This is a genomic window from Mesorhizobium sp. M0293, assembly GCF_040321735.1.
Taxonomy (GTDB): Bacteria; Pseudomonadota; Alphaproteobacteria; order Rhizobiales; family Rhizobiaceae; genus Mesorhizobium.
The window spans coordinates 32,691-53,363 of record NZ_JAMYSA010000039.1 but is presented as its reverse complement, the minus strand read 5'-3'; the positions used below and the strand labels follow the sequence as shown (position 1 = coordinate 53,363).

Sequence of the window (20,673 nt, the reverse complement as noted above, 5' to 3'; positions counted from 1 at the left end):
GGTGGAGAAACACAATGCCCACGACTACAAAGATTGATGGCTTTCTGAAGGTTCCCGATATCAAAGGCCCCAGCACCCGCGACGGCCACGAAGACGAGATCGAAATTCATGGCGTCGACTACAAGATGGTCGCCCCCTATGATCCGAATTCGATCTCGCGCCGTGGCCGCGTGAACATGGGCATGATCAAGTTCACCAAACACTACGACAAATCCTCGCCCTACCTGAAAAAGGCGTTGTTCGACAACAAGGCCCTTGATGAAGTGGTGTTTTCGGCGCGCCGGACCATCGATGGCGAAAGTAAGGACTATCTGGTCATCACACTGAATGACGCCTTCGTCATGGAATACGACATGTCGCAGGCCGAGGATGAGGAAGACCTGATCCAGGAAGAAGTCAGCTTCGCCTACAAGAAGATCAAGTTCGTCTATGACGGCAATGATGAAGCCGAAATGGATGTCTATGTCGGCAAGTGAGGTTCGGCAGCCCGGCGCGGGCAAGCGGCAGACCACCGGTAGCTTGCGGGCGAAAAGTGAAGCCGTCCAGCCATCGCTTTGGGATCGCCTCGTCAATGACCTGCCGGGTCTGACCTCGGAAATAGAAGGGCTGCGCCATTTCCTGCTCGACGAGCTTGGCGCGGATCGCCTCGACACACTCGTTGCCGGCAGTACGCGGGCCATCGACGCCGATACGGAACTGACACCGGATCAGAAACGCCGTCTGCATCGATTGGCCTTTCAGACCCAGCACCGCGTCGAGATCGAAAGCCGAGGCGTGGTGGTATCGGCCCGGGTGCTCAGGGAAGCGGTACGGCGTGACATCGAGGCACTCTTCAACACGGAGCGCTTCGAGGCCACGCCGCTTCTTTCCGATCTGGAAAATGAACAGGTTTCGGACAATCCACCTTCGCTCGCCGATTTTCCGGAGGTCCGCCGAAGCGTGGTCAATTATGGCGTGCCTTCCTTCTCGGGCCGCTCTTCCCGCGACTTCGATCGCGACGTGCTGGCGCGTGAGATCCGGGCGGTGCTCGCCACCTTCGAGCCTCGCCTCAAGGAAAGCGCAACGAAGGTTACGGTCACTCTTGGCGACAAGACCGTTGGCCTGAAGATCGAGATAGACGCCGTGCTGATCATGACGCCGACGCCCGAACGCATGCGCCTGCGCACCACGATCAATCTCGATAACGGCTTGGCGCGGACCGAAATTAGGGACGCCTGAGATGGATCGAGTCTTCGTCGAATATTACGAGGAGGAACTGACCCATATTCGTGGCCTTGCAGCGGAATTCGCCGACATGCATCCGGCGGTGGCGCGCAACCTTTCCCTCGACACGGTCCCGTGTCCGGACCCATATGTCGAGCGACTGCTGGACGGCGTCGCCTTCCTCGCGGCGCGCACCCGGCTGAAGGTCGACGCCGAGCGCTCGCGATTTTCCCGCAGCGTCCTCGATGTCCTTTATCCCGATCTGGTCACGCCGGCGCCGGCAACGGCGATGGTGGTGCTGAAACCCGGCCAGCAGGTCCAGACCATGCTTGCCGGCCACGTCGTCAAGCGCAAGACGCGGCTGGTCTCCAGCCTGCAGCCCGGCCTGTCGACACGCTGTATTTTCTCCACCGCGCAAGAAATGACCCTGTGGCCGATAGCGATCACTTCGGTCAGCTATTTTCAGGATCGCAGTGCGATGGCGATGGCCGGCATAGGGCCGACCGGCGGCGTGGGCGGCGAGGCGGCACTCCGCATCACGCTGGCCCGGACCGGAAAAGGCAAGCTCGACGAATTGGCCCTAGATCGGCTCGATCTCTATTTTGCCGGGCGCACCAAGGCGCCGCTTCTTTTCGACGCGATTTTCGGCGCCTGTACGGCAGCAGGCGCACGGCCGGAAGGCAAGACCAACCCGTTGTCGTCCTTGCCGGTACCCGAAATGGTCGGCATCAGCGACGAAGAAGCCCTGATGCCGCGTACTCGCCCGACATTCGAAGGATACCGCCTGCTGCGCGAATACTTCATGATGCCCGAGCGTTTTCACTATGCGCGGGTTGCGGGGCTGCAGCCCATCGTGCGCCGATGCGAGGCCGGGCTTGAGATCGTCTTCTTGTTCAGACGTTCGGTGCCCGAACTGGCCGACCTGACACCGGCGGACTTCGAACTTTTCGCGACGCCGATCATCAATCTGTTCGAACGCGAGTGCAACGTCGTCGAAGTCGATGAGCGCAAGACGCGGCAGGTGTTGCATGCGGACCGGACGCGGGCGCGTGACTTCGAAATCTATCGGGTCATCCGCGTCGAGGACGCCGACACGGAAGGCAACGACGCCGAAATCCCCGAACTCTTCAGCCTGGGTCAGAACCGCGGTAGTGGCTGGGTCTATTCAACCGAGCGGCGCCCTCGCCGCGCGACGGAAGAGGAGCGCCGCGACGGCCTGACCCGCACGTCCTACACCGGGGATGACGTTTTCCTGGCCGTATCCCGGCCGCTCGCAAGCCCGGCGAGCCGGCCGCTGAAGCGTCTCGACGTCATGGCCCTTTGCACCAATCGTGATCTGCCGATCCTCGATGACAGTCCGACCTTGACGCTAGAGGCCGGCGACCCGGTCGAAACCGTAAGGCTTCTTGGCGCGCTGCGTCCGCCGCAGCCAGCTATCCCTGCGGCACTGCCGGCTGGGGCCGACGGTGAATCGCGGGCCGACGATCTCGCCTGGCGGCTGGTGGCGCAGCTCGCGCTCAACTTTCTCAGTCTTGCCAAGGAAGGCCGCGGCATCGACCCCCTGCATGCGCTGCTCGACCTCTATGCCGATCGCGGCGATCCGAGCCTTGCCCGCAATGTTCATTCGATCGTGCGTATCGACTCGCAGCCAGTCATCGAACGTCTGCAAATCGATGGGCCGATGTGCTTCGGACGCGGTACCGAAGTGACGTTGCATGTTGATCAATCGGTCCTGGCCGGCCAAAGTACCTTGCTGCTTTCGGCCTTGCTGGCGCGGCTGTTTGCCCGTCACGCCGGGATAAACGGCTTCGTGCGAACCCGCACGCGGCTGCTGCAGAAGCAGGAGGATGTGCTATGGCCGATGACGCCCGGCAATCGCTACCTGATCTAGACAAATCCGGCCCGAACCGGGCCGAAGTTTTATCCGAGACGTTCGACTTTTTCGAACTGCTGCGCCGTCTCGAACAACGGAGCGGTCTGTTCGGCCATTCCGGCCGCCCTGACCGTGAGCCGGCACGGCTTGGCCAGCATGTTCGCCTCGCCTTTTCCGCACGGGACCTGGTTCAATTCCGCGAAGCCAGCGAAAGGGCGCCGGCCCGGGTCACGGTGGCAAATCTCGGTCTGTTGGGACCCGAGGGTCCAATGCCGCTGCATCTGACGCGCTGGGTGCTCGACCGCCTGTCGCAACGCTGGTTCGCCGGCGCCGATGCGCAGCTGACCAGCGACACGACGTTCGTGGACTTCGTCAACATTCTGCAGCACCGTATGATCGCCCTCTACTATCGGGCGTGGGCGGATGCGCATCCGGCCGTACAGGTCGAACGCGCGGTCGGCGGGCGCGTTCGCGCCATGCTTGAAGCCATGGCCGGGATCGGACTTCCCGGCACCCAGGACCCCGATCTCGATACGGTGAAGCTTCGCCAGGCGGCTTCGCTCGCCAATCAGGTCGACGGCCCGGAACGGCTGACGCTGTTCCTGGCCGAAGCGTTCAAGGTGCCGGTACAGATCAAGGAATTCATCGCCGCCTGGATAACAGTACCAACCGGCCTCCAGACCCGTCTTGCAAAGGCCTTTGCAGGGCTCGGCAAGGGGGCGACGATCGGCCCGCGCGTCTTCAGCCGCCAAAGCAGGATTGAACTGCGTGTCGGCCCGTTGGGGTCCGAGGAGTTCAAGGCGTTCCTGCCTGGCGGCCAGCGGCTCAAACTGTTCAAGCAGGCCGTTCGCGATATGGTCGGGGAATCGCTCGACGTCGACCTGCGCATCGTGCTTGCGCGTGAAGCTGTGCCGCCGCCCCGTGTCGGATCGGTTCAGCTCGGGCGGACCGCCTGGCTTGCGCGACCCGCTGAAAGGGGCGATGCTGACGACATGCGGCTGCGGACAATCGTCGGATGGCGGCCGGAAATGACGGGGGTCGCGGCATGAGTCTGCTGCTGACACTGGAGCAAGGGCCACGCACCCAGGCGGTACGGCAGACCCGGCTGGACGAGGGTGAGCTGGTGATCGGCCGCAGCGCGGACGCGGGTTGGCAGATCAACGATCCCGACATGTTCGTTTCGCGAGCGCATTGCAAGATCTCTGGCGGACGAGATGGATATTTCGTCACCGACACGTCGAGCAGCGGATTGTTCATAAACGACTCCGACAGCCCGCTTGGTGCCGGTAAGTCGACGCGCCTCCAAAGCGGCATGCGGCTGAGACTGGGCGACTACATCGTCCATGTCGACCTGCAAACGCCAGCCACTCAAGCACCCGCAGCCGGCCAGCCGGTTCCTGAACGCGCGCCGCCGGCGTCCCGGGCGCCGGTGAGCATCGGCCGCGATGACTTCTTTTCCGCCAAGGTCGAGGAAGAGCCGCGACGGCCACGTCCGGCCGATCTGCCGAACCCGTTCGAGCAGCCGGTTCCGGGCGCATTCGAACGTGCCAACTCCGACCAGCGCAACTCGCCCGGTTTCGATGACCCGTTCAGCCTCGATCCGGTTTCAACGCCCGTGTCGAAAAATCCCGCCCCTTATCGCGAGCCGGACGGCGCGACGAGCCAGGCGGACCCATTCAGCCTCGACCCGGTGCCGTCCTCAAGCCGCGGAGCCGAAGCCGCTCCTGGAAAGCCGTCCGATTTCAATGATGATTTTGGTTTCGGACCAGCCGCGGTGCCCAGTTCGGCGAACGGCGCCAGTTCGACCGGACAGCGCGAGCGCATCGCCAAACGATCCCAATCCGGCAATCCCTGGGATTTGCCGGTGCAGCCGGCGGATGCCCCTCCTCCACCACGTGTGGGCGCTGCTTCCAAAGCCGCCCGCCCGCCAGCAGCGGCGCAGCCGGAGGAGATGGCGCTTCGCGCCGCGTTCCTGCACGGCATGGGTGTCGAGGAAGCCGATTTTCCCGGACGCGACAGCATCGCGGAAATGGAGAAGTTTGGTCGCGAATACCGGCTGATGATGGAAGGCCTGATGCAGCTTCTGCGCAAGCGGGCCGAGGAAAAGGGAAACGCGCGCGTCGCCCAGACCATGGTCGGGGCCTCCGAAGTCAATCCGCTCAAGTTCCTGCCGACGGTCGACGACGCCATCGTGACGCTCATCGCTGAGCGCAGCCCCGGATTTCTCGCCGGCGAAGCGGCAATCGCCGATGCGGTTCGCGATCTCGCGCAACATCACGTGCGCGCCTGGCGAGGCATACAGGCCGCCTTGCGGCGGATGATCGACCGTTTTGACCCGGCAGCGATCGAGGAAGAGCTGAAATCGAATTCCGCGATCGGCACCCTGCTCTCGGGCGGGCGGGGCGCCAAGCTGTGGGAGCTTTACCAGAAACGCCATCGTGAAATCGCAGAGAGCGCGGAAAAAAGCTTCCTTGGCGAAATCGGCGCTGATTTTCGAGATGCATATGAGGAGGAGTGAGACATGATCGATCGACGTGAGTTTGTCGTTGCCCTTGGCGCGACAGGGCTGCTTGCGGCTTGCCAGAGTGGTCCGCCAAAACCATCGGTCATCACCGTCAACATGACCGGCGGCGCCGGCATGAACCCGGGGCCAGGTGGCGGCGACCGGCCGGTGACGGTTCTCGTGATGCGGCTGAAAAGCACCGGCAAATTCAATTCCGCCGACTATTTCGCGCTGCAGGGGGATGCCGGCACGGCGCTGGCAGGCGATCTCATCGGATCCGATCAGATTTCCGTCGGGCCGGGAAAATCCTCATCCAAAACCATCACCGTCGAGCCGGACGCGACGGCGCTGGGCTTCGTTGCACTGATCCGCGAGCCTGGCGGCAGGAACTGGCGGACAACCAAGTCGGTATCGCCTGGATCAAAATTCACGATCAATGTCACGCTTGGCAGCGGCGGCATTTCCGCCTAGCGGCCAGGGCAAGGGGAGCTCAATGCAGAGAGTAGCGGCATGAGCGATGCAAACAGGGTGCTATGGTCCGAAGGGCTTTTCCTGCGGACCCAGCATTTCCAGCAGCAGGATCGCTTCTTCGAGGCGACGGTGCGCGGCGCGTTGCAGGCCGGGCAATTGCATACGTTCGGCTTTCAACAGCTGACGCTGGACCAGGCATCGCTGGAGGCCGGCCAGATTTCGATTCTGTCCGCACGGGGCATCTTTCCGGATGGGACACCTTTTTCCATTCCAGACATGATGGACGCACCGCGCCCCCTGCAGGTCACCCCGGACACGGGCGCCGGGTCGGTGCTGGTCGCCTTGCCGCTGGAGCCTCCCGGCGGTGTCGGCTTCGATCCTGCGCACGCCGCCCCCTCGGGAGCGCGATATCATGGACGGATCGTTTCGGTGCGTGACGCTGTCCAGGGCGGATCAGATCCTGAAGAAATCGAAATTGCCCGTCCGCAAGCGTTGCTGCTGGCGCCCGGCAAGTCGGTCGGTGGCTATACAGCCTTGCCTATAGCTGACCTCAAGGGGGTTCGAGCTGACGGTGGCGTCTCCCTGGACGAGACCTTCCTGCCACCGACATTGGTTACCGGCGCGGTCGCCTGGTATCGGCAATTGCTTCTGGAGGTCGTGACAGGCCTCGATCAGATCGCCGAGGCGCATGGCAAGATGGTCATGGGTGGGCCTGGGCGTAGCGTCGAAGATCTGCTGATGCTCAATCTCGCCAATGCGGCGCGTCCGCGGCTGGCCCACATGCTGGCGCAGGATGTCTTCCATCCGGCCGAGCTTTACCTGGAGCTTGCCGGGCTCGCCGGTTCGATGGCGACATACGGATCGAGCGCACGGCGGTTGGGCGAATTGCCCGCCTACGATCACATGGCGCCAGGCCCCGCCTATTCGGCGCTGGCGGATGCGCTACGCTCGCTCATCCTCAGCCTGCGTTACATCGAGCCGAAATCGCGTGCGCTGCCGGTCATGCGGCATTCGACCAATGTCTGGAAAATCCGCATCGACAATCCGAAGCTGCTGGTGGCCAGCCGGATCGTCATCCGGGTTGGTTCGGAGCTGTCGGAGGACGCGCTGCGCAAGATATTCGTCAATCAGGCGACCGTCGGGTCGGCCGACCAGTTCGAGGGCCTGTGGAAATCGCGTTTGCCCGGTATTCCGCTGAAACCGCTTCATTCCCAGCCGCGCGAGATTCCCTACGATGGCGATCGCTTATGCCTTGAGCTGGACCAGAAAAGTGAGCACTGGGCGTCGCTGCTCGATGCTCCCGGCTTCGTCATCGGCGTTTCGGGCGTGTTGCCAAGCGAGCCGCAGGTGGACTGTTACTCGGTGAACAGGTGAGATCATGAGCCGCGATGATCCGTTCGGACTGTCGGAGGATCGCGAACGCACTCGCATTCGATTGACCGGCGCGCCGATGCCGCGGCCGATGGCGCCGCTCTTGCCCGGCGCCGTGGTGAAACGGTCCCGCACCCATCCGAACGCACTCGTCAACGCATTCGCGCCGCTGCTCGAATTCGCTCCCGAGCTTGAGAGTGCGCTGCCGCCGGACAATCCGGAAGCTTTGCGCACGCGATTGCTCGAAGAACTGGTTCGGGCACGCGACACGGCAATGTCGGGAGGGTCCTCAATGGAGCGGGCGGACCAGGCGGCCTGGGTCGTGGCTGCCTTGCTCGACGACCTGGCTCTGAACACGCCATGGGGCGGTGCCAGCGCTTGGCCGCGGCAGCCGCTCGTGGTCATGCTGCGGGGCGATGTCGATGCCGGCACGCAGTTCTTCACGCGTCTCGACGAACTTGAGCGCCATCCGAACCGGGATCGCGAATTGCTGGAGCTGCAGTATGACTGCATGGCGCTTGGCTTCCGCGGCAAATATCGCGTACCAGGCCGGTCGGGCGACCGCTCGCTCAATGCCGTTCGCGTAGCGGCGGCACGCTTCCTGCGCGATGCCGACGCCGAAGGCGCTCCACTGTCGCCAAACTGGAAAGGCGTGATCGCATCCGACGAGCCGCAGCGCTTCATCGTTCCGATCTGGGTTATGGCGCTCGGCGCGGCGGTTGTCGCCACGGCAATCCATGTCGGGCTCTCGATGGGACTGAGCGGCCAGGCGGTCGAGCTTTCCGCACTTGTTCGCGCGCTGCCGCCACCCGCGCGCGGCGACATCACCCGCACGTCGCCCAAGGTCGATGCCCCGCCGCCAGAGAAGGTGGATTTTGCGCTGTTGCCGGAATTTCAGGCTGGGGCGCCCGCCGATCTCAAATCTGCCCTCAGCGGCACCGAGAGCGTTTCGCTGGCCAAGGTGATCATCCAGGCCTCCAACCCCGAACTGTTCCAGTCGTCGCGGCCGCAACTGACCGAAGGCTTCGAGCCCCTGATCGGGTCGATCGCCAAGGTGATCCTCGCCAATCAGGAGCTGATCGGAAACATCACCGTGGTCGGTCATACCGACAGCGTTCCCCTGCAAAAGACCAATCCGCTGTCGACCAACCAGCGGCTGTCCGAGGCTCGCGCCCAGACGATCGCCGATATGCTGGTCCAGAACGGAGTGCCACGGGACCGCGTCCATTCCGAGGGCCGCGCGGCCACCGATCCAGTGGCCACCGACAGCACGCGCGAGGGGCGGGCGTTGAACCGCCGCGTCGAGGTGCTCGTCGAAAAGAGGTTGTGAGATGTTCATCCTGCGCTTCCTCTGGGCGGTCCTGACATCGCGCTGGCTGTGGACGCTGATCGGCCTCACGCTGCTTTCCCTGGTCATCTGGGTGTTCGGTCCGATCGTCAGGGTCGGTCCCTACGAACCGTTCGCCTCTGACAACGTGCGGATCGTCATCATCGCGCTGCTGGTCATCTTATGGCTGATCTGGCTGATCGTCGCCCAGCGCCGGGCGATCCGCGCCAACCGCATGTTCGTCGCCGAGATTGCCGCGCCCGTGGTGGAAAAGCCGCTCAGCCCCGGCGAAGAGAATGTCGCGGCCGTCGGTGCCAAATTCGCCGAGGTGATGGCCGAACTGAAGCGCCGCAAGCTGGGCGGACGAAAGTTTCTACGCGAAATGCCATGGTATGTGATCGTCGGGCCGCCGGCCACCGGCAAGACCACGGCCTTGCGGCAGTCCGGACTGAACTTTCCGATCGACCTCACCGACGACCTGCAGGGGGTCGGCGGCACGCGCAACTGCGACTGGTTCTTTTCCGAACACGCTGTTCTGATCGACACCGCCGGCCGCTATGTCCAGCAGGAGAGCCAGCCGGATGTGGACGCTGCGGAATGGCTGGGCTTCCTCGACCTTTTGAAGAAGCACCGGGGCCGCCGCGCGCTTAACGGCGTGATCGTCGCGCTTTCGATCGACGTGCTTTCGGAGGGCGATGAAGCCATCAAGGCGCACGGCCGCAAGATCCGCCGCCGGTTGGCCGAACTCAACGACCGGCTCCAAATCCGCCTTCCAGTCTATCTGATGCTGACCAAGGCCGATCTGATCAAGGGTTTCGAGGCTTTCTTCGGCGGCCTGTCCACCGCCTCGCGCGAACAGGTGTGGGGAACGACCTTCGCGCTGGAAGCCCGTGTCGATGCCAAGACCGTCGAACGGGAAATTTCGACGCTGGCGACGGAACTCGAGCGGCGGCTGGTGCCGCGCCTGGAGGATGAGGAAAAACTCGCCGCCCGTGCCGAGATCTTCAGGTTTCCCGCCCAGCTGTCCAGCCTGTCCGAACCGATCCAGGTGCTGATCGAGGCGATGTTCGGCGAAAGCCGGTATGAAGAGGTCGCCTGGCTGCGCGGGCTCTATCTGACATCGGCGACGCAGGAAGGAGCGCCCATCGACCGGCTGACAGCGGCGCTGTCTTCTTCCTTCGGCCTTCCCCCACGGCGGGCCCTGCCCGCGCAAAGGGTCGAGAAACGCAGCTTCTTCCTGAAAAACCTGCTCACCGAAGTCATCTTCAAAGAAGCGGGCCTCGGTACGTTCGACCCGCTGGCGCAACGCCGCCGCGCCTGGATCTGGCGGGGTGCGGCGGCTGGATGTGCGGCAGCGGCCCTGTTGGCCGGTGCGGTGTTCACCTGGTCCTATTACGACAATCGCAATGCCATCTCGGCTCAGGCGGGCCAGTTCGAAGCGCTGCAAATGCCGCTGACCTCCGCCGCCGCAACCCCGGCATCGGTGGAGCAGCCCGCCATGGACGGCGCGCTCGATGCGATGGACGCGGTTGCGAATGCCCGGACGGCACCGCCGGGCGCCGCCCAGGACCTGCTGGGGCCATCGGCCTCGGCGGAACTGACGCGGGCACAGACCGACACCTACGACCACGCGCTGCGCAACATCCTCGAGCCACGCATGGTCGCACTGCTCGAGGCAACTATGTGGCGGCAGATCCGCGACCCGGATTTTATGCTGGGCGCACTGAAGACCTATCGCATGATGACGGGTCTGTCGCAGATGGACCCGGATTTCGCCCAGAACTGGTGGGTGAACAGCCTACCCGAATTCGCCGCCGCGGCACCATTTCCGACCGCCGATGCCGAAGAGCATCAGCTTGCCGGCATCCGCCGGATGACGGTCGACGAAAGCTATGTCGCGCCCGACCAGGCCCTGGTTGCCGAAGCGCTGAAAACCGTGTGCACGATTTCGTTGCCGGCACGCGCCTACAAGCAGTTGCTGGCCGATCCGGCAGTGGCCGGGCTCAAGGAGTGGATCCCGGCGAATTTCGCCGGGCCCAACGGTGGCAAGGTGTTCGCGCGTCGCTCCGCCAAGACGCTTCGCGTCGGCGTTTCGGGGGCGTTCACCTACGCCGGCTTCCATGACGCCGTTCTAGACCGGGTCGAGGATGTGGCAGCTCAGGCGGCCCTGGATCGGGCAGTCTTCGCTGGCGGCTGCTCCGAGAACTCCGAAACCTCCGTATCGGCACTGTCGGAGGACATCCTGAAGCTCTATTACGACGACTATATCGCGCAGTGGGACAGCTTCCTGCGCGATATGAGGCTGGCGCCGTTGACCGATCTCAATGTCGCCAGTGAGAATCTGAAGGATCTCTCCAGCGCCGATTCAGCATTGAAACGCCTGCTCACCGCAGTCGTTCAGGAGACCGACCTTACCCGGTCCGATGAAGCGCCGGCCGACGACAAGGCTGCGGCCAAGGGCGGCTCGAAACTGCTCGGCAAACTCGGCAAGCTTGGCAAGATCGTGAAAACGGGAGCAAAGCTGCTTCCACGTGCGGGCTCAGCCGACGAAGTAGATCTTACCGGCAATCTGGTGGCCGAGCACTTCAAGCCACTCAAGGGTGCAATCGCCGAGGTCGACGGCCAGCCCCCGGCACTCGACGCCGCAGTGGTGGCTCTGACGGCGCTGTCCAACGTGCTGCAGACGGTCACGGCCAATCCCGACCCCCAGGACGCCATCAAGAAGCAGGGCGGCCTCGCCGAGCTGACGGGGGCGGTCGCCAGGCAAGCGCAGATCCTGCCCGACCCGATTGACGACTGGCGCGGCGGTGTCGCCGGCGACACCAGCGGGTTGACACAAAAGGCGGTCACCTCGGAACTGAACGCCATCTGGCGCGCCGACATCCTGCCCTTCTGCCAGGCGGCGCTGACCGACCGCTACCCCTTCAGCCCCGATAGTGCGGTGGACGTCAACGTCCGTGATTTCGCCCGCCTGTTCGGACCGGCCGGGCTGATCGACGGTTTCATTAACGACCACCTGATCAACTATGTCGACATGACCAGCCAACCATGGAAATGGCGCGCCGATTTCGGCCTCGATGCTTCGGCGCTGGCGGCGTTCGAGCAGGCCAGGCACATCCGCGACGATCTGTTTCCCGGTGGGACCGGACCGGTGATGAGCTTCACGCTCGAACCAAAGGATCTATCTCCCAACGTGACGCGCGTCACGCTCAATCTCGATGGCCAGAGCCTCGTCTACTACAACAACGCGACGCGGCCGCAACCGATGACCTGGCCCGGCAAGGACGGCACCGGGGTCATCTCACTCGCCTTCCAGCCGATCGACGGATCGCCCGAAATCCTCCTCAACGAGACCGGCAGCTGGGCCTGGCTGAGGATGCTGCGTAGCGGCCGTTTCGCAGGAACTTCGCTGACTGATGTCTACAGCCTACGCCTGGGCACGAAGGGAATGTGGGCCGATTTCGAGCTCAAGGCGGCAAGCGTCGAAAACCCCTACAACCTGCAAATGTTCAAGAAATTCTCATGTCCGCCGCAGATATGACAACCGGCTTCTTCGGCAAGATCCCGGCGACCGGAGATTTCGTCGCCTGGAACCTGCCGCGCACCTTTATCGACCGCTGGGACCGCTGGATGTCGATGGAATTGCTGGCGCGGCCTGATGAAGGGGAACTCGATTCACGAGTATGGCGCTTCACCGTGCCCGCGGCGATTTTCTGTGAACAGTCTTGCGCAGGCGTCTGGCGCATGAGCGAGGATCGCGTCGGGCGAAGATATCCGTTCGCGATCGTGGCGATAGGGCCGGTACCGGACATGGCCGCCCCATGGTTCGACGAGATTCATGAAATCGCCCGTGCCGCAATCGACCAGGGGTGGCTGGCGGCGGCCATCGAAGGAAAGCTGGCTGCTATAGCAGCGCCGGTTGCGAGTCCGTTGGAGGTCGACTTGGTCTTTTGGAGCGATGACTGGGAAGTGAAGGAATTCAGGTTCCGAGACATTCATGACCTGGCGGCCAATGCGTTGCCGGCAATGCGCGCGGCACCGATGCAGACGGAGATATTCTAGACATGGCGATTACCGTCTTTGCCGAGAAAATGGGACTGTTCCACAAGGGAAGCGGTGGCAAGGGTATAGCGCCCGGTGACGTTTGCCTGTCGCCGCCGCCGCCGCCCGCCGGACCGGTTCCGGTTCCGTATGTCAACATGATGTCGGCATCCGACCTGATCAAAGGAAGCAAATCGTTCAAGGCGGATGGAAACCCGACCGCGTTGGAGAACGCCTCGGAAGTCTCGATGAGCACCGGCAACGAGCCTGCGACGCCCGGCCTTGGCGCAGGTGTGATCACGCACAAGATCAAGGGCAAGGCCGCTTTCATGCTTTGGTCTTTCACCGTCAAGGTGGAGGGCAAAGGGGTTTGCCGCCACGGCGATATGGTGGGTCAGAACGAGGCGAGCGACCCCTGCAATGGGCTCGACGGCGCGGCTTTGGTCTCGCTTCTCGCAGCTATCCCGGCGGACGCCAAGGGTAAGAAATGCCCGCCCTACAAGCGCTCCGAGCATGCGCCCGATATCACCTCCGAACAGGATGACGAAGTTCACGGCGAGGATTGCTGGGAATGCGGCGGGAAATGGCTGCCGTCCGAGGACGACTACAAGACGGCCGGACGCGGCAAGTTCGCAAATCGTGACAAAGCGGCCATGACGCCCGATCACCAACCGCCAATGAAGACCGCATGGGAAAATGGCGCGTGTCATCTGCCTGAACCGCCGCCCGCCGACCCTTCCGGGTTCAAGAAGCATTTCGCCAAGCCCGAATGTGTGAAACCGCATTGCCGGAAATGCGCTTGTTCGCAGGGCGGTAACACGAACGGCATAATTGCCGAACATGCACGAACGCTGGCCAAGATGATGTGAGGAAAGACGATGGACGAAACGCTTCAAGCCATTCAAGCCTCCTACATCAGCGAGCTGAAGAAAGAGATTCCGAGGATTAAAAAGTGGTGGACGAAAAGCCTGAAGGAGAACACGGAAAAGAGTTATCCCGACAAGCTTGTTGTGGACTTCGATCTGCGTTGGCCGTCGGGAATGGGGGGGCATCCACGCCTGATCGAGATCTTCAGGAGATATTTCCTGGCTGCCGAGGCCCGCAATCTGGAATTGGAGGAAGCTGGCAGACGATATGAAGAGAAACCGGTCGTGGAAGAATGGGGAGTCGATACAGAACCGGCGTCGCGTGAAAACGTGCCTCCGATTGACCTTCTCCTCAACGATCTTGCCAGTGAGCACCAAGACCTCCACCGTGTGATGCGAACCATGCAGTTCATTCCAATGGGAATGAAGGATGGAGAAATCGTCTAAAATGGCCCTGGAAACGATTCACAACGTGGAGAAGGGCCTATCCAGGCTCTATTGTTCGCCGACCGACGTCGACACCCTGCTCCGGCAGGGCGCGGCCAAACCTTTGGCCGAAGCAGGCTCAGACCATCGGCAACTCTTCAGCGAATATCTTGAGGGCCTGAGCATAGTCTATCCAATTGCCGCAGAATGGTGGTCGGGCCTGATCGATGCACAGGCGCGTGAAAACAGCCAGGAACGGGACAGCGCGGTGCGGATGGCCTTTTTGCGCCGTGTTGCCGGCCCGGCATCCGATCCTCAGTTCGTTGCGCTGATCCGTGAATTCTGGCTTCGGTGCGTGGCGCTAAACGCGTCCTTGGCCGAAGGCGACAAGGTGCCGCCTCAGGTACTCCTGTTAGGATGGCTCGTGGAAGCAGAGCGCAGCGATTTCGTTTGTCTCGTCACGTGTATGCCCTATTGGCCGATCGGTCTCGACGCGAAGGGAAACTGGTGCTGACCAATGGCGTTCAACGTTTGGCTCGAAAACCGAACACCTTTTGAAGCCGCCACGAACGTTCAGGTCGACCTGAACGGTCAAGAAGTTCTCGTCGCCATCTTCTCGGCAAGCTTTTCCCCGTCGGACAATGGCCAACTTATTGCTGCTGAAGAACAACTTCCTGTCGCGCTCTGCGACACCTGGTTCGGAGACCCGGCATCGTCCTCAACCCGCTATGAGGCCGATATCGTTCCGGTCAAGCCAGCGGCGGAAATTATCATTATTGGCACCGCGCATGCGCCGAATGGAAAGCCGGTCCGCGAGATGCAGGCCGGGTTCATGTTCGCCGGTTTGCGAAAAGTGCTTAATGTCGTTGGCGATCGGATTTATGATGCCGGCAGTTACTCCCAGCCCCGACCATTCAACAGCATGCCTATCGTCTATGAGCGTGCCTATGGCGGGACAATTCCGAACGGTCCGATGGACCGGCGCAATCCATTGGGAGTGGGCTATCGACATGCCGCCTCTGCCGATCCCGAGGTCCGAACGCAAGCCCCCAACATCACGTATCCCGATGAACCATTCACAAGCCCTTCGGATCGGCCACGGCCGGCGGGGTTTGGTCCGCTCGGCCGCTCCTGGTTGCCCCGTCTGCCTCTGGCGGGGACCTATGACGAAGCATGGCTCGCCTCGCAGTGGCCCTTGCCGCCCAAGGATTACGATGTCCGCTACAATCTTTGTACGCCGTCGGACCAGCATTTGCCCGAAATCAGTGGTGGAGAAAATGTCGCGATCGTTGGAATGACGCCAAGCGGGCGCTGGGATTTTCGTATTCCAAAGGTCGTGGCACCGATCAAGCTCATATATGCAGACCGGGTGGAAGAGAGAGTCTTTCGACCAGATACGGTACTGATCGAGCCCAACCTTTCCAGGGTGACGCTCAAGGCACGGCTTGCCATCGTTACACGCCGTAGTGCCAAGCCGCTGTTGCAGATCGCCTTCGGTCATGTGACGCCCGGCTACATTCTTGCTGTGCGCAGGCGCAAGGCTTATGTCCATCCTGGCAAAGGGGCGCCACCGCAGCCCCAAGCCTGGTCGGCATGAAGCGCCCCTTGTATATCGCCGGATGCGGTGCGGTCACGGCGGCTGGACTCGATTCCCGCCAAACCCTGGCCGCCATCCGTGCAAATCTGAGCGCGGTCGAAGTCCAGGGCTTTTTCAATCTTGGTTTGAGCCAGGTGGTTTCACGCATACCGGCGCATCATGAATTGCGAAAGACTCACGCAGCATGGCTGATAAACATGGCCTCCCGTGCCATAGGCGAGGCGCTACGGACCGGCACGGTCGGCTCAGAGGCGACGGCCATCCTTCTTACTCCTCCGGAGAGTTTTCGCGATCACCCAGCATATGCCGACATTCCCGTCTCCGGCTTTCTTGCGGCCATGATCGGGGCGACCGGCAATCGCTTCCATTCCGCCTCACGTGCGATCGATGGCGGCGCGGCCGCCACCTTAAGTCTTCTCGATCAAGCTGTGGAATTGTTGGAACGGCAAGACGTCGGACAGGTTCTGCTTGGCGGCGTCGACAGTCTGATCAACGACGCCGATCTTTCCCGTCTCAGCCAAACTGGCCGCCTCAAGGGTCCGGATAACCCGCAAGGCTTGGTGCCTGGCGAAGCCGCGACTTTTGTCCGACTGACACTAGAGCCGAAGGGAAAGGCTGCCATACAGGCTGCCATCCTTGGGGTTGGCACGGCGCAGGAAGGCGACAGCGTTCTATCGGATCGCTTTAGCCAGGGGCGGGCAATGCTTGGCGCCTTGCGCGACGCGGTGATCGGCTCAAGTCGGTCCGAACCCGACATCAACTTCATCGTCAGCAATGGCAATGGCGAACGCTACAGCGGCTGGGAAATGATGATCGCCCATCCTCGTTTCTACCGTACCCGCCGCGAGATTCTGCCTACCGCCTATCACGCAATGACCGTCGGCGATATCGGGGCTGCCGGCGGAGCGCTGGCTCTGGTGCTCGCGGCCGACAGCTTCTTGAACGACTATGCGCCGGGGCCGACCGCCATCTGTGAGGTGGCCTCCGAAGGGGGACTACGCGCCGCCGCGGTGCTGACCCGGATGAACCGCGGCTGAACTCACATCCAGGCCGGGAAGCGGCGCGTCCTGCGCCAATCGGCCAGAGGCGCGTCCGGCTCGGCGAGTGCTGCGCGCAACGCATCCAGCCGAAGCCTGCGCATCGAATGGAATGGCTCGTGATTGCGCCCACCGCGCGCCTCGTCCCACCATGCCGCCACGCGATCCGCGACCGGAAGCGGGCCGTCCGTCAGGGATTCAAATTCCTTGCCGAGCACGGCCGGGTCTATCGTGAACAGGTCGGTATCATTGAAATCCACATCGAAAAGATCGCGCAGCGCCAGCCCGGCGGCGAAGACAAGCTCTGGCTCACGCATCTTGGCGATCAGCCAAGGCATGACTGACCGGTCGCCAAAGAGGCTGATTGCCGCTGTCGCGATGGCGCGCAAGGCAGGCTGCTTCAGGCGGTCCTGCAACCAGCCCCTGCCGGTCTTCAGCGGCGTCGTCAGAAGGCGCATCTCGATCGCCGCGGGCGCGAGGCTCGGCTCTGCCAGAACGATCCGGTCGAGTACCGGGTGAGCCGAGCGCGCTTCGCCAAGAAGGCAAGCCGCAAGGGCGGCCGTCAGGCGTTCCTTCGGCGTGTCGCCGTCAAGTCCAGCCAGGACTGCCGGAAGAAGATCGCGCCGTTTGAGTCCGCCGGCGAGCCGATACGCACGTCGGCGTACGCCGGCGTCGCGGTTGACCAGCAGATCATCAAGGCGCGCGCCAGGATCAACGCGATGATGCCAGAGCGCCGCGAGACCGAGCCTAGGCAGTAGCGTGTCGCGCGTGTCCAGCCATTCGGCTACGAACGGGCGTAGATTTTCGCGCGGTGCGCGCGCGATTGCGCCGGACAGGCTTGACACGCCAACCTCGCCCAGGCCGGCGACGGCCTCGATCGCCGATGCCACAGCCTCGGCGTCGCCCCAACGCAGCGAGAGCGCGCCGAGGACGAAAAGCTCGCCAGGTTCTGGATAATCGGCGAAATGCGCCTGTGCCGCTTCCCAGCCGGCCTTGCCGGCAGCCATGAGCCCTTCGAGATTGGCTTCGAGACGCTGGTCGATGCGGCCGATGTCCGTCTCATCGAGGATTGGCCCGTCGATTTCCCGACAACGGCGATGCCAGAGGAAAGCCGCATCTCCGGCGTGCTGATCCACTATGGCAGCGATCGTCGCGACGCGATGCATCGGCAATGCCTCAGTTGAGATGCACGGCCCCGCCGCGAATACGGTTGGTCCCACTCGCCTGGCTGGTCAACTGGGTGCCGCGAATGGTGATATGCCCATCCTTTTCCAGGATGATCGACGCCAGGCCGCAGCGCAATTCTATGCGCTGATTGCCAGTTATGGATACCCGTTTGCCGTCCCGGATGATCTGTGGATCCTTGTTCTTGCGCACAGGTTCGACAATGCGGCCGACGACGAGCGGCCGCTGGGGGTCGCCGCCCTCGAAAAGCAAGGCCACTTCCGAGCCGACGGCGGCGGCGTCCAGTTCGGCAAGGCTGCGCGCTGGGATCGCGGTCTGGCGAGGATTGCCGACAAACACAACCAGCGGCGCGCCGTCAGCGAAGCCGATGAGCAGTCCGATGACGACACCGTCAATGCGATCAATCACCCTCATCATCAACCCCTCAATTGTTGTGGATGTTACTTCCCTTGACTTTGACATCGCCCGACGCCTTCACCGTGATGTCGCCGCTGCCTTTGATTGTGATGTCCTTGCCGACGATCGCGATGGTGCCATCTTTCTTCAAGGTGATTGACGCGTCTCCGCAGATAAGTGAAAGCTCATCCTTGGCATTGACCAGCAGCTTCTTGCCGACGTTGATGACGCCATCTTCGCCGATGTCTACCTCGCTCTTCTTTGCGATTTTGAGTGCTCGTCCGCCACCGACTTCCGTAGAGTCATCAGCACCGATCTTGCCGCTGCGGGCCGCGCCGATTTCAAAGTTTTGGGCGGCGCCGACCTTGATGTTCTGATCCGCCCCTATCTGAACATTTTGGGCGGCACCGATCTCCCAACTATCGGACGTCCCGACGCTATGGCTCTGGCTCGAACCGACGCTCACGCTGCGCGTTGCGCCGATCGTATTTGTCTGCGGACCGCCAACTGTGCGGGTCTCGGCGGCACCGACGGAATCAACGCGAGCGGCGCCCACGGTAACAGTCTGGACAATCCCTACCGTCTGCGAATGATTGGCGTCTATATTCTCCGTCGAATTCGACACGACATGGATGGTCTCGTTGGCCATGACCGTCAACGAGCGATTGGCGCCCACCGTCTCGGTGTCGTTCGAGCCTATGTTCGTCGTCTGGTCGACGCCGACCTTGACCGTCTTGTTGTTGCCGACGTCCTCGTCCAGGTTGTGGCCGACGGAGTGCTTGGCGTCGTGGTCGATGCGGTCGGATTGGTCGTGCTGGACCAGCTTGGTGCGGTCATGCTTGATCAGAAGGTGGTGGTCCTTCTGCGCCTGGAAGTTGACCAGTTCGGAGCCGGCCTTGTCCTCGAACATCAGCTCGTTGTAGCCGCCACCGCCTTTGGAGGAGTCCGACTTCCAGCCCGATTGGGTGGCGCTGCCCGGCAGGCCGTAGGGCGGCATCTGCGAGGCGTTGTAGACCCGGCCGGTGATGATCGGCAGGTCCGGGTCGCCTTCAATGAAGTCGACGATCACCTCCTGGCCGATGCGCGGGATCTGGATGAAACCCCAGCCGCTGCCGGCCCAGGTCTGCGAGACCCGCACGAAGCAGGAGCTGTTCTGGTCCTTCTTGCCCAGACGGTCCCAATGGAACTGCACCTTCACCCGCGCGTATTTGTCGGTGAATATTTCCTCGCCGGATGGACCGACCACCGTCGCCGTCTGGGGGCCGCGCATGATCGGCCGTGGCGTGATCCGAGGTGGACGATAGGGCAAGGCGGTCGGCGCCAGGCCGAGGATCACCTTGAAGTTCTCGCTCTCGACGTCGGCATGGGCTCTGTAGCCCGGATCGAACAGCCGGTATTCGGCGCTGACCACCAGATACTCCTGGTTCTGATCCTCGCGCGGAAAGCTATCCAGCTTGAACGTGCAGCCCGAATAGAGGCCGCGCACGGTGCCGACAGCGGCGATGCGCTGGTGCACAGCCTGAATTTCCTCGCGCCGGATCGCGGCCAGGCTGTCGCCCCGGCCCGTTTCGAGATGTGCGCCGGGCTGGCGGTAGTTCTCGCCCGCAGCCTCCTTGTGGCTGAACGGCTGGGCCGACTTGGCCATGAGGTCGGCGCCCGGCTTCGTGAAATCATAGTCGGTGTGGGCATAGGCGCCTGGGCGCACCGAACTGCCTGGAATCCATTCGGTGATGTATTCGACATCACGCCGGGAACCCTGACCTTCAAAGTTATAGAGCACTTTCTCATAGCCCGGCGCAGGCTTCAGCTTACTCATCGCATCGGCCAGGACAAGCGTGTGCTTGCCGTCATCATGCTCGAAGAAATACAGGATGCCTTCATGCTCCAGCAGCCGCTGCACGAAATCCAGATCGGTTTCGTCGTACTGCACGCAATATTCGCGCGGGGGATAGGCCCCTTGCAAGCGCAGATCGAATTCCGCGATACCGTATTTCTTGAAGATGTCCTTGACGATATCGACGACGCTCTTGTTCTGGAAAATACGGCAATCGGTGGTGTTGCCGAGAAACCAGAGCCACGGCCTGATGACCGCCTCATAGTAGGCCAGCCGATCTTCCAGCCGGGTGAGCCGGAACTCGGAGACGATGCCGCTGAACCAGCGTTTCGGGTCGGATTCACCTTCGATCGAGAGCGGCCCGCCCAGCATCTTCAACGGATCGATATCGGCATCGGTGCTCACGAACCCGACCGTGTAGGCAAAACAACGGCTGATCTCATCGCGTCCGACAAGATGCGTGAAGGTCAACAGCTCGGAGCCAACCGGTGTCTTCACAACGGTGGCACGTTCATTTGGCATGGGTCGAGCCCCTCCTGGACG

18 protein-coding genes are annotated in these 20,673 nt (G+C 62.5%); 15 read left to right on the top strand and 3 right to left on the bottom strand.

The annotated features are described in order from the left end of the window. Nucleotides 1–14: 14 nt before the first annotated feature. From NKJ06_RS16735 to NKJ06_RS16665, 15 genes are read left to right on the top strand one after another with little or no spacing between them, the layout of a single operon-like run. Complete coding sequence (locus tag NKJ06_RS16735; RefSeq protein ID WP_023758847.1) at nucleotides 15–476, top strand: Hcp family type VI secretion system effector; 462 nt, start codon at nucleotides 15–17, stop codon at nucleotides 474–476. After that, nucleotides 463–1,218, top strand: coding sequence for a type VI secretion system baseplate subunit TssE (gene tssE / locus NKJ06_RS16730; protein WP_352634236.1), 756 nt, complete (start codon nucleotides 463–465; stop codon nucleotides 1,216–1,218). Before NKJ06_RS16735 ends, tssE begins: the two co-directional genes overlap by 14 nt. Before the next feature lies 1 nt (nucleotide 1,219). After that, entirely contained in the window at nucleotides 1,220–3,094 is a 1,875-nt protein-coding gene (gene tssF, locus NKJ06_RS16725) for a type VI secretion system baseplate subunit TssF (protein WP_352810252.1), read from the top strand. Then, the gene (gene tssG / locus NKJ06_RS16720) at nucleotides 3,058–4,125 is read left to right on the top strand and encodes a type VI secretion system baseplate subunit TssG (RefSeq protein ID WP_352810251.1); all 1,068 of its coding nucleotides are present in this window, start codon (nucleotides 3,058–3,060) and stop codon (nucleotides 4,123–4,125) included. Before tssF ends, tssG begins: the two co-directional genes overlap by 37 nt. After that, nucleotides 4,122–5,594 carry a type VI secretion system-associated FHA domain protein TagH gene (gene tagH / locus NKJ06_RS16715; RefSeq protein WP_352634216.1) on the top strand — a complete coding sequence of 491 codons (1,473 nt, stop codon included), beginning with the start codon at nucleotides 4,122–4,124 and terminating at the stop codon, nucleotides 5,592–5,594. Before tssG ends, tagH begins: the two co-directional genes overlap by 4 nt. Before the next feature lie 3 nt (nucleotides 5,595–5,597). After that, nucleotides 5,598–6,050 (top strand): type VI secretion system lipoprotein TssJ, encoded by a 453-nt coding sequence (gene tssJ / locus NKJ06_RS16710; protein WP_352634214.1) that lies wholly within the window; start codon nucleotides 5,598–5,600, stop codon nucleotides 6,048–6,050. Between the two features lie 39 nt (nucleotides 6,051–6,089). Continuing rightward, nucleotides 6,090–7,424, top strand: coding sequence for a type VI secretion system baseplate subunit TssK (tssK, locus tag NKJ06_RS16705; RefSeq protein ID WP_352634212.1), 1,335 nt, complete (start codon nucleotides 6,090–6,092; stop codon nucleotides 7,422–7,424). A 4-nt stretch (nucleotides 7,425–7,428) separates the two neighbouring features. After that, the gene (icmH, locus tag NKJ06_RS16700; protein WP_352634211.1) at nucleotides 7,429–8,751 is read left to right on the top strand and encodes a type IVB secretion system protein IcmH/DotU; all 1,323 of its coding nucleotides are present in this window, start codon (nucleotides 7,429–7,431) and stop codon (nucleotides 8,749–8,751) included. Nucleotide 8,752: 1 nt separating this feature from the next. Next, nucleotides 8,753–12,289: a type VI secretion system membrane subunit TssM gene (tssM, locus tag NKJ06_RS16695; protein WP_352810250.1), complete on the top strand. Its 3,537-nt coding sequence runs from the start codon at nucleotides 8,753–8,755 to the stop codon at nucleotides 12,287–12,289. Then, nucleotides 12,271–12,810: a type VI secretion system-associated protein TagF gene (gene tagF, locus NKJ06_RS16690; protein WP_352810249.1), complete on the top strand. Its 540-nt coding sequence runs from the start codon at nucleotides 12,271–12,273 to the stop codon at nucleotides 12,808–12,810. Before tssM ends, tagF begins: the two co-directional genes overlap by 19 nt. Before the next feature lie 2 nt (nucleotides 12,811–12,812). Further along, nucleotides 12,813–13,658 (top strand): DUF4150 domain-containing protein, encoded by an 846-nt coding sequence (locus NKJ06_RS16685; protein WP_352634205.1) that lies wholly within the window; start codon nucleotides 12,813–12,815, stop codon nucleotides 13,656–13,658. A gap of 9 nt (nucleotides 13,659–13,667) precedes the next feature. Continuing rightward, complete coding sequence (locus NKJ06_RS16680; RefSeq protein ID WP_352634203.1) at nucleotides 13,668–14,102, top strand: hypothetical protein; 435 nt, start codon at nucleotides 13,668–13,670, stop codon at nucleotides 14,100–14,102. A gap of 1 nt (nucleotide 14,103) precedes the next feature. Beyond that, on the top strand, nucleotides 14,104–14,595 hold the full coding sequence (locus NKJ06_RS16675) for a hypothetical protein (protein ID WP_352634202.1): 492 nt from the start codon (nucleotides 14,104–14,106) through the stop codon (nucleotides 14,593–14,595). 3 nt (nucleotides 14,596–14,598) lie between these two features. After that, entirely contained in the window at nucleotides 14,599–15,678 is a 1,080-nt protein-coding gene (locus NKJ06_RS16670) for a DUF2169 family type VI secretion system accessory protein (RefSeq protein WP_352634200.1), read from the top strand. 8 nt (nucleotides 15,679–15,686) lie between these two features. Then, nucleotides 15,687–16,715 carry a hypothetical protein gene (locus NKJ06_RS16665; protein ID WP_352634198.1) on the top strand — a complete coding sequence of 343 codons (1,029 nt, stop codon included), beginning with the start codon at nucleotides 15,687–15,689 and terminating at the stop codon, nucleotides 16,713–16,715. 2 nt (nucleotides 16,716–16,717) lie between these two features. On the opposite strand, the gene NKJ06_RS16660 is transcribed toward NKJ06_RS16665, so the two are convergent. The 3 genes from NKJ06_RS16660 to NKJ06_RS16650 are packed head-to-tail and all read right to left on the bottom strand — an operon-like array spanning nucleotide 16,718 to nucleotide 20,652. Next, nucleotides 16,718–17,881 (bottom strand): hypothetical protein, encoded by a 1,164-nt coding sequence (locus tag NKJ06_RS16660; RefSeq protein ID WP_352634196.1) that lies wholly within the window; start codon nucleotides 17,879–17,881, stop codon nucleotides 16,718–16,720. 10 nt (nucleotides 17,882–17,891) lie between these two features. Next, nucleotides 17,892–18,317: a DUF6484 domain-containing protein gene (locus tag NKJ06_RS16655; RefSeq protein WP_352634194.1), complete on the bottom strand. Its 426-nt coding sequence runs from the start codon at nucleotides 18,315–18,317 to the stop codon at nucleotides 17,892–17,894. 7 nt (nucleotides 18,318–18,324) lie between these two features. Then, nucleotides 18,325–20,652 (bottom strand): type VI secretion system Vgr family protein, encoded by a 2,328-nt coding sequence (locus NKJ06_RS16650; RefSeq protein ID WP_352634193.1) that lies wholly within the window; start codon nucleotides 20,650–20,652, stop codon nucleotides 18,325–18,327. Nucleotides 20,653–20,673 lie beyond the last annotated feature (21 nt).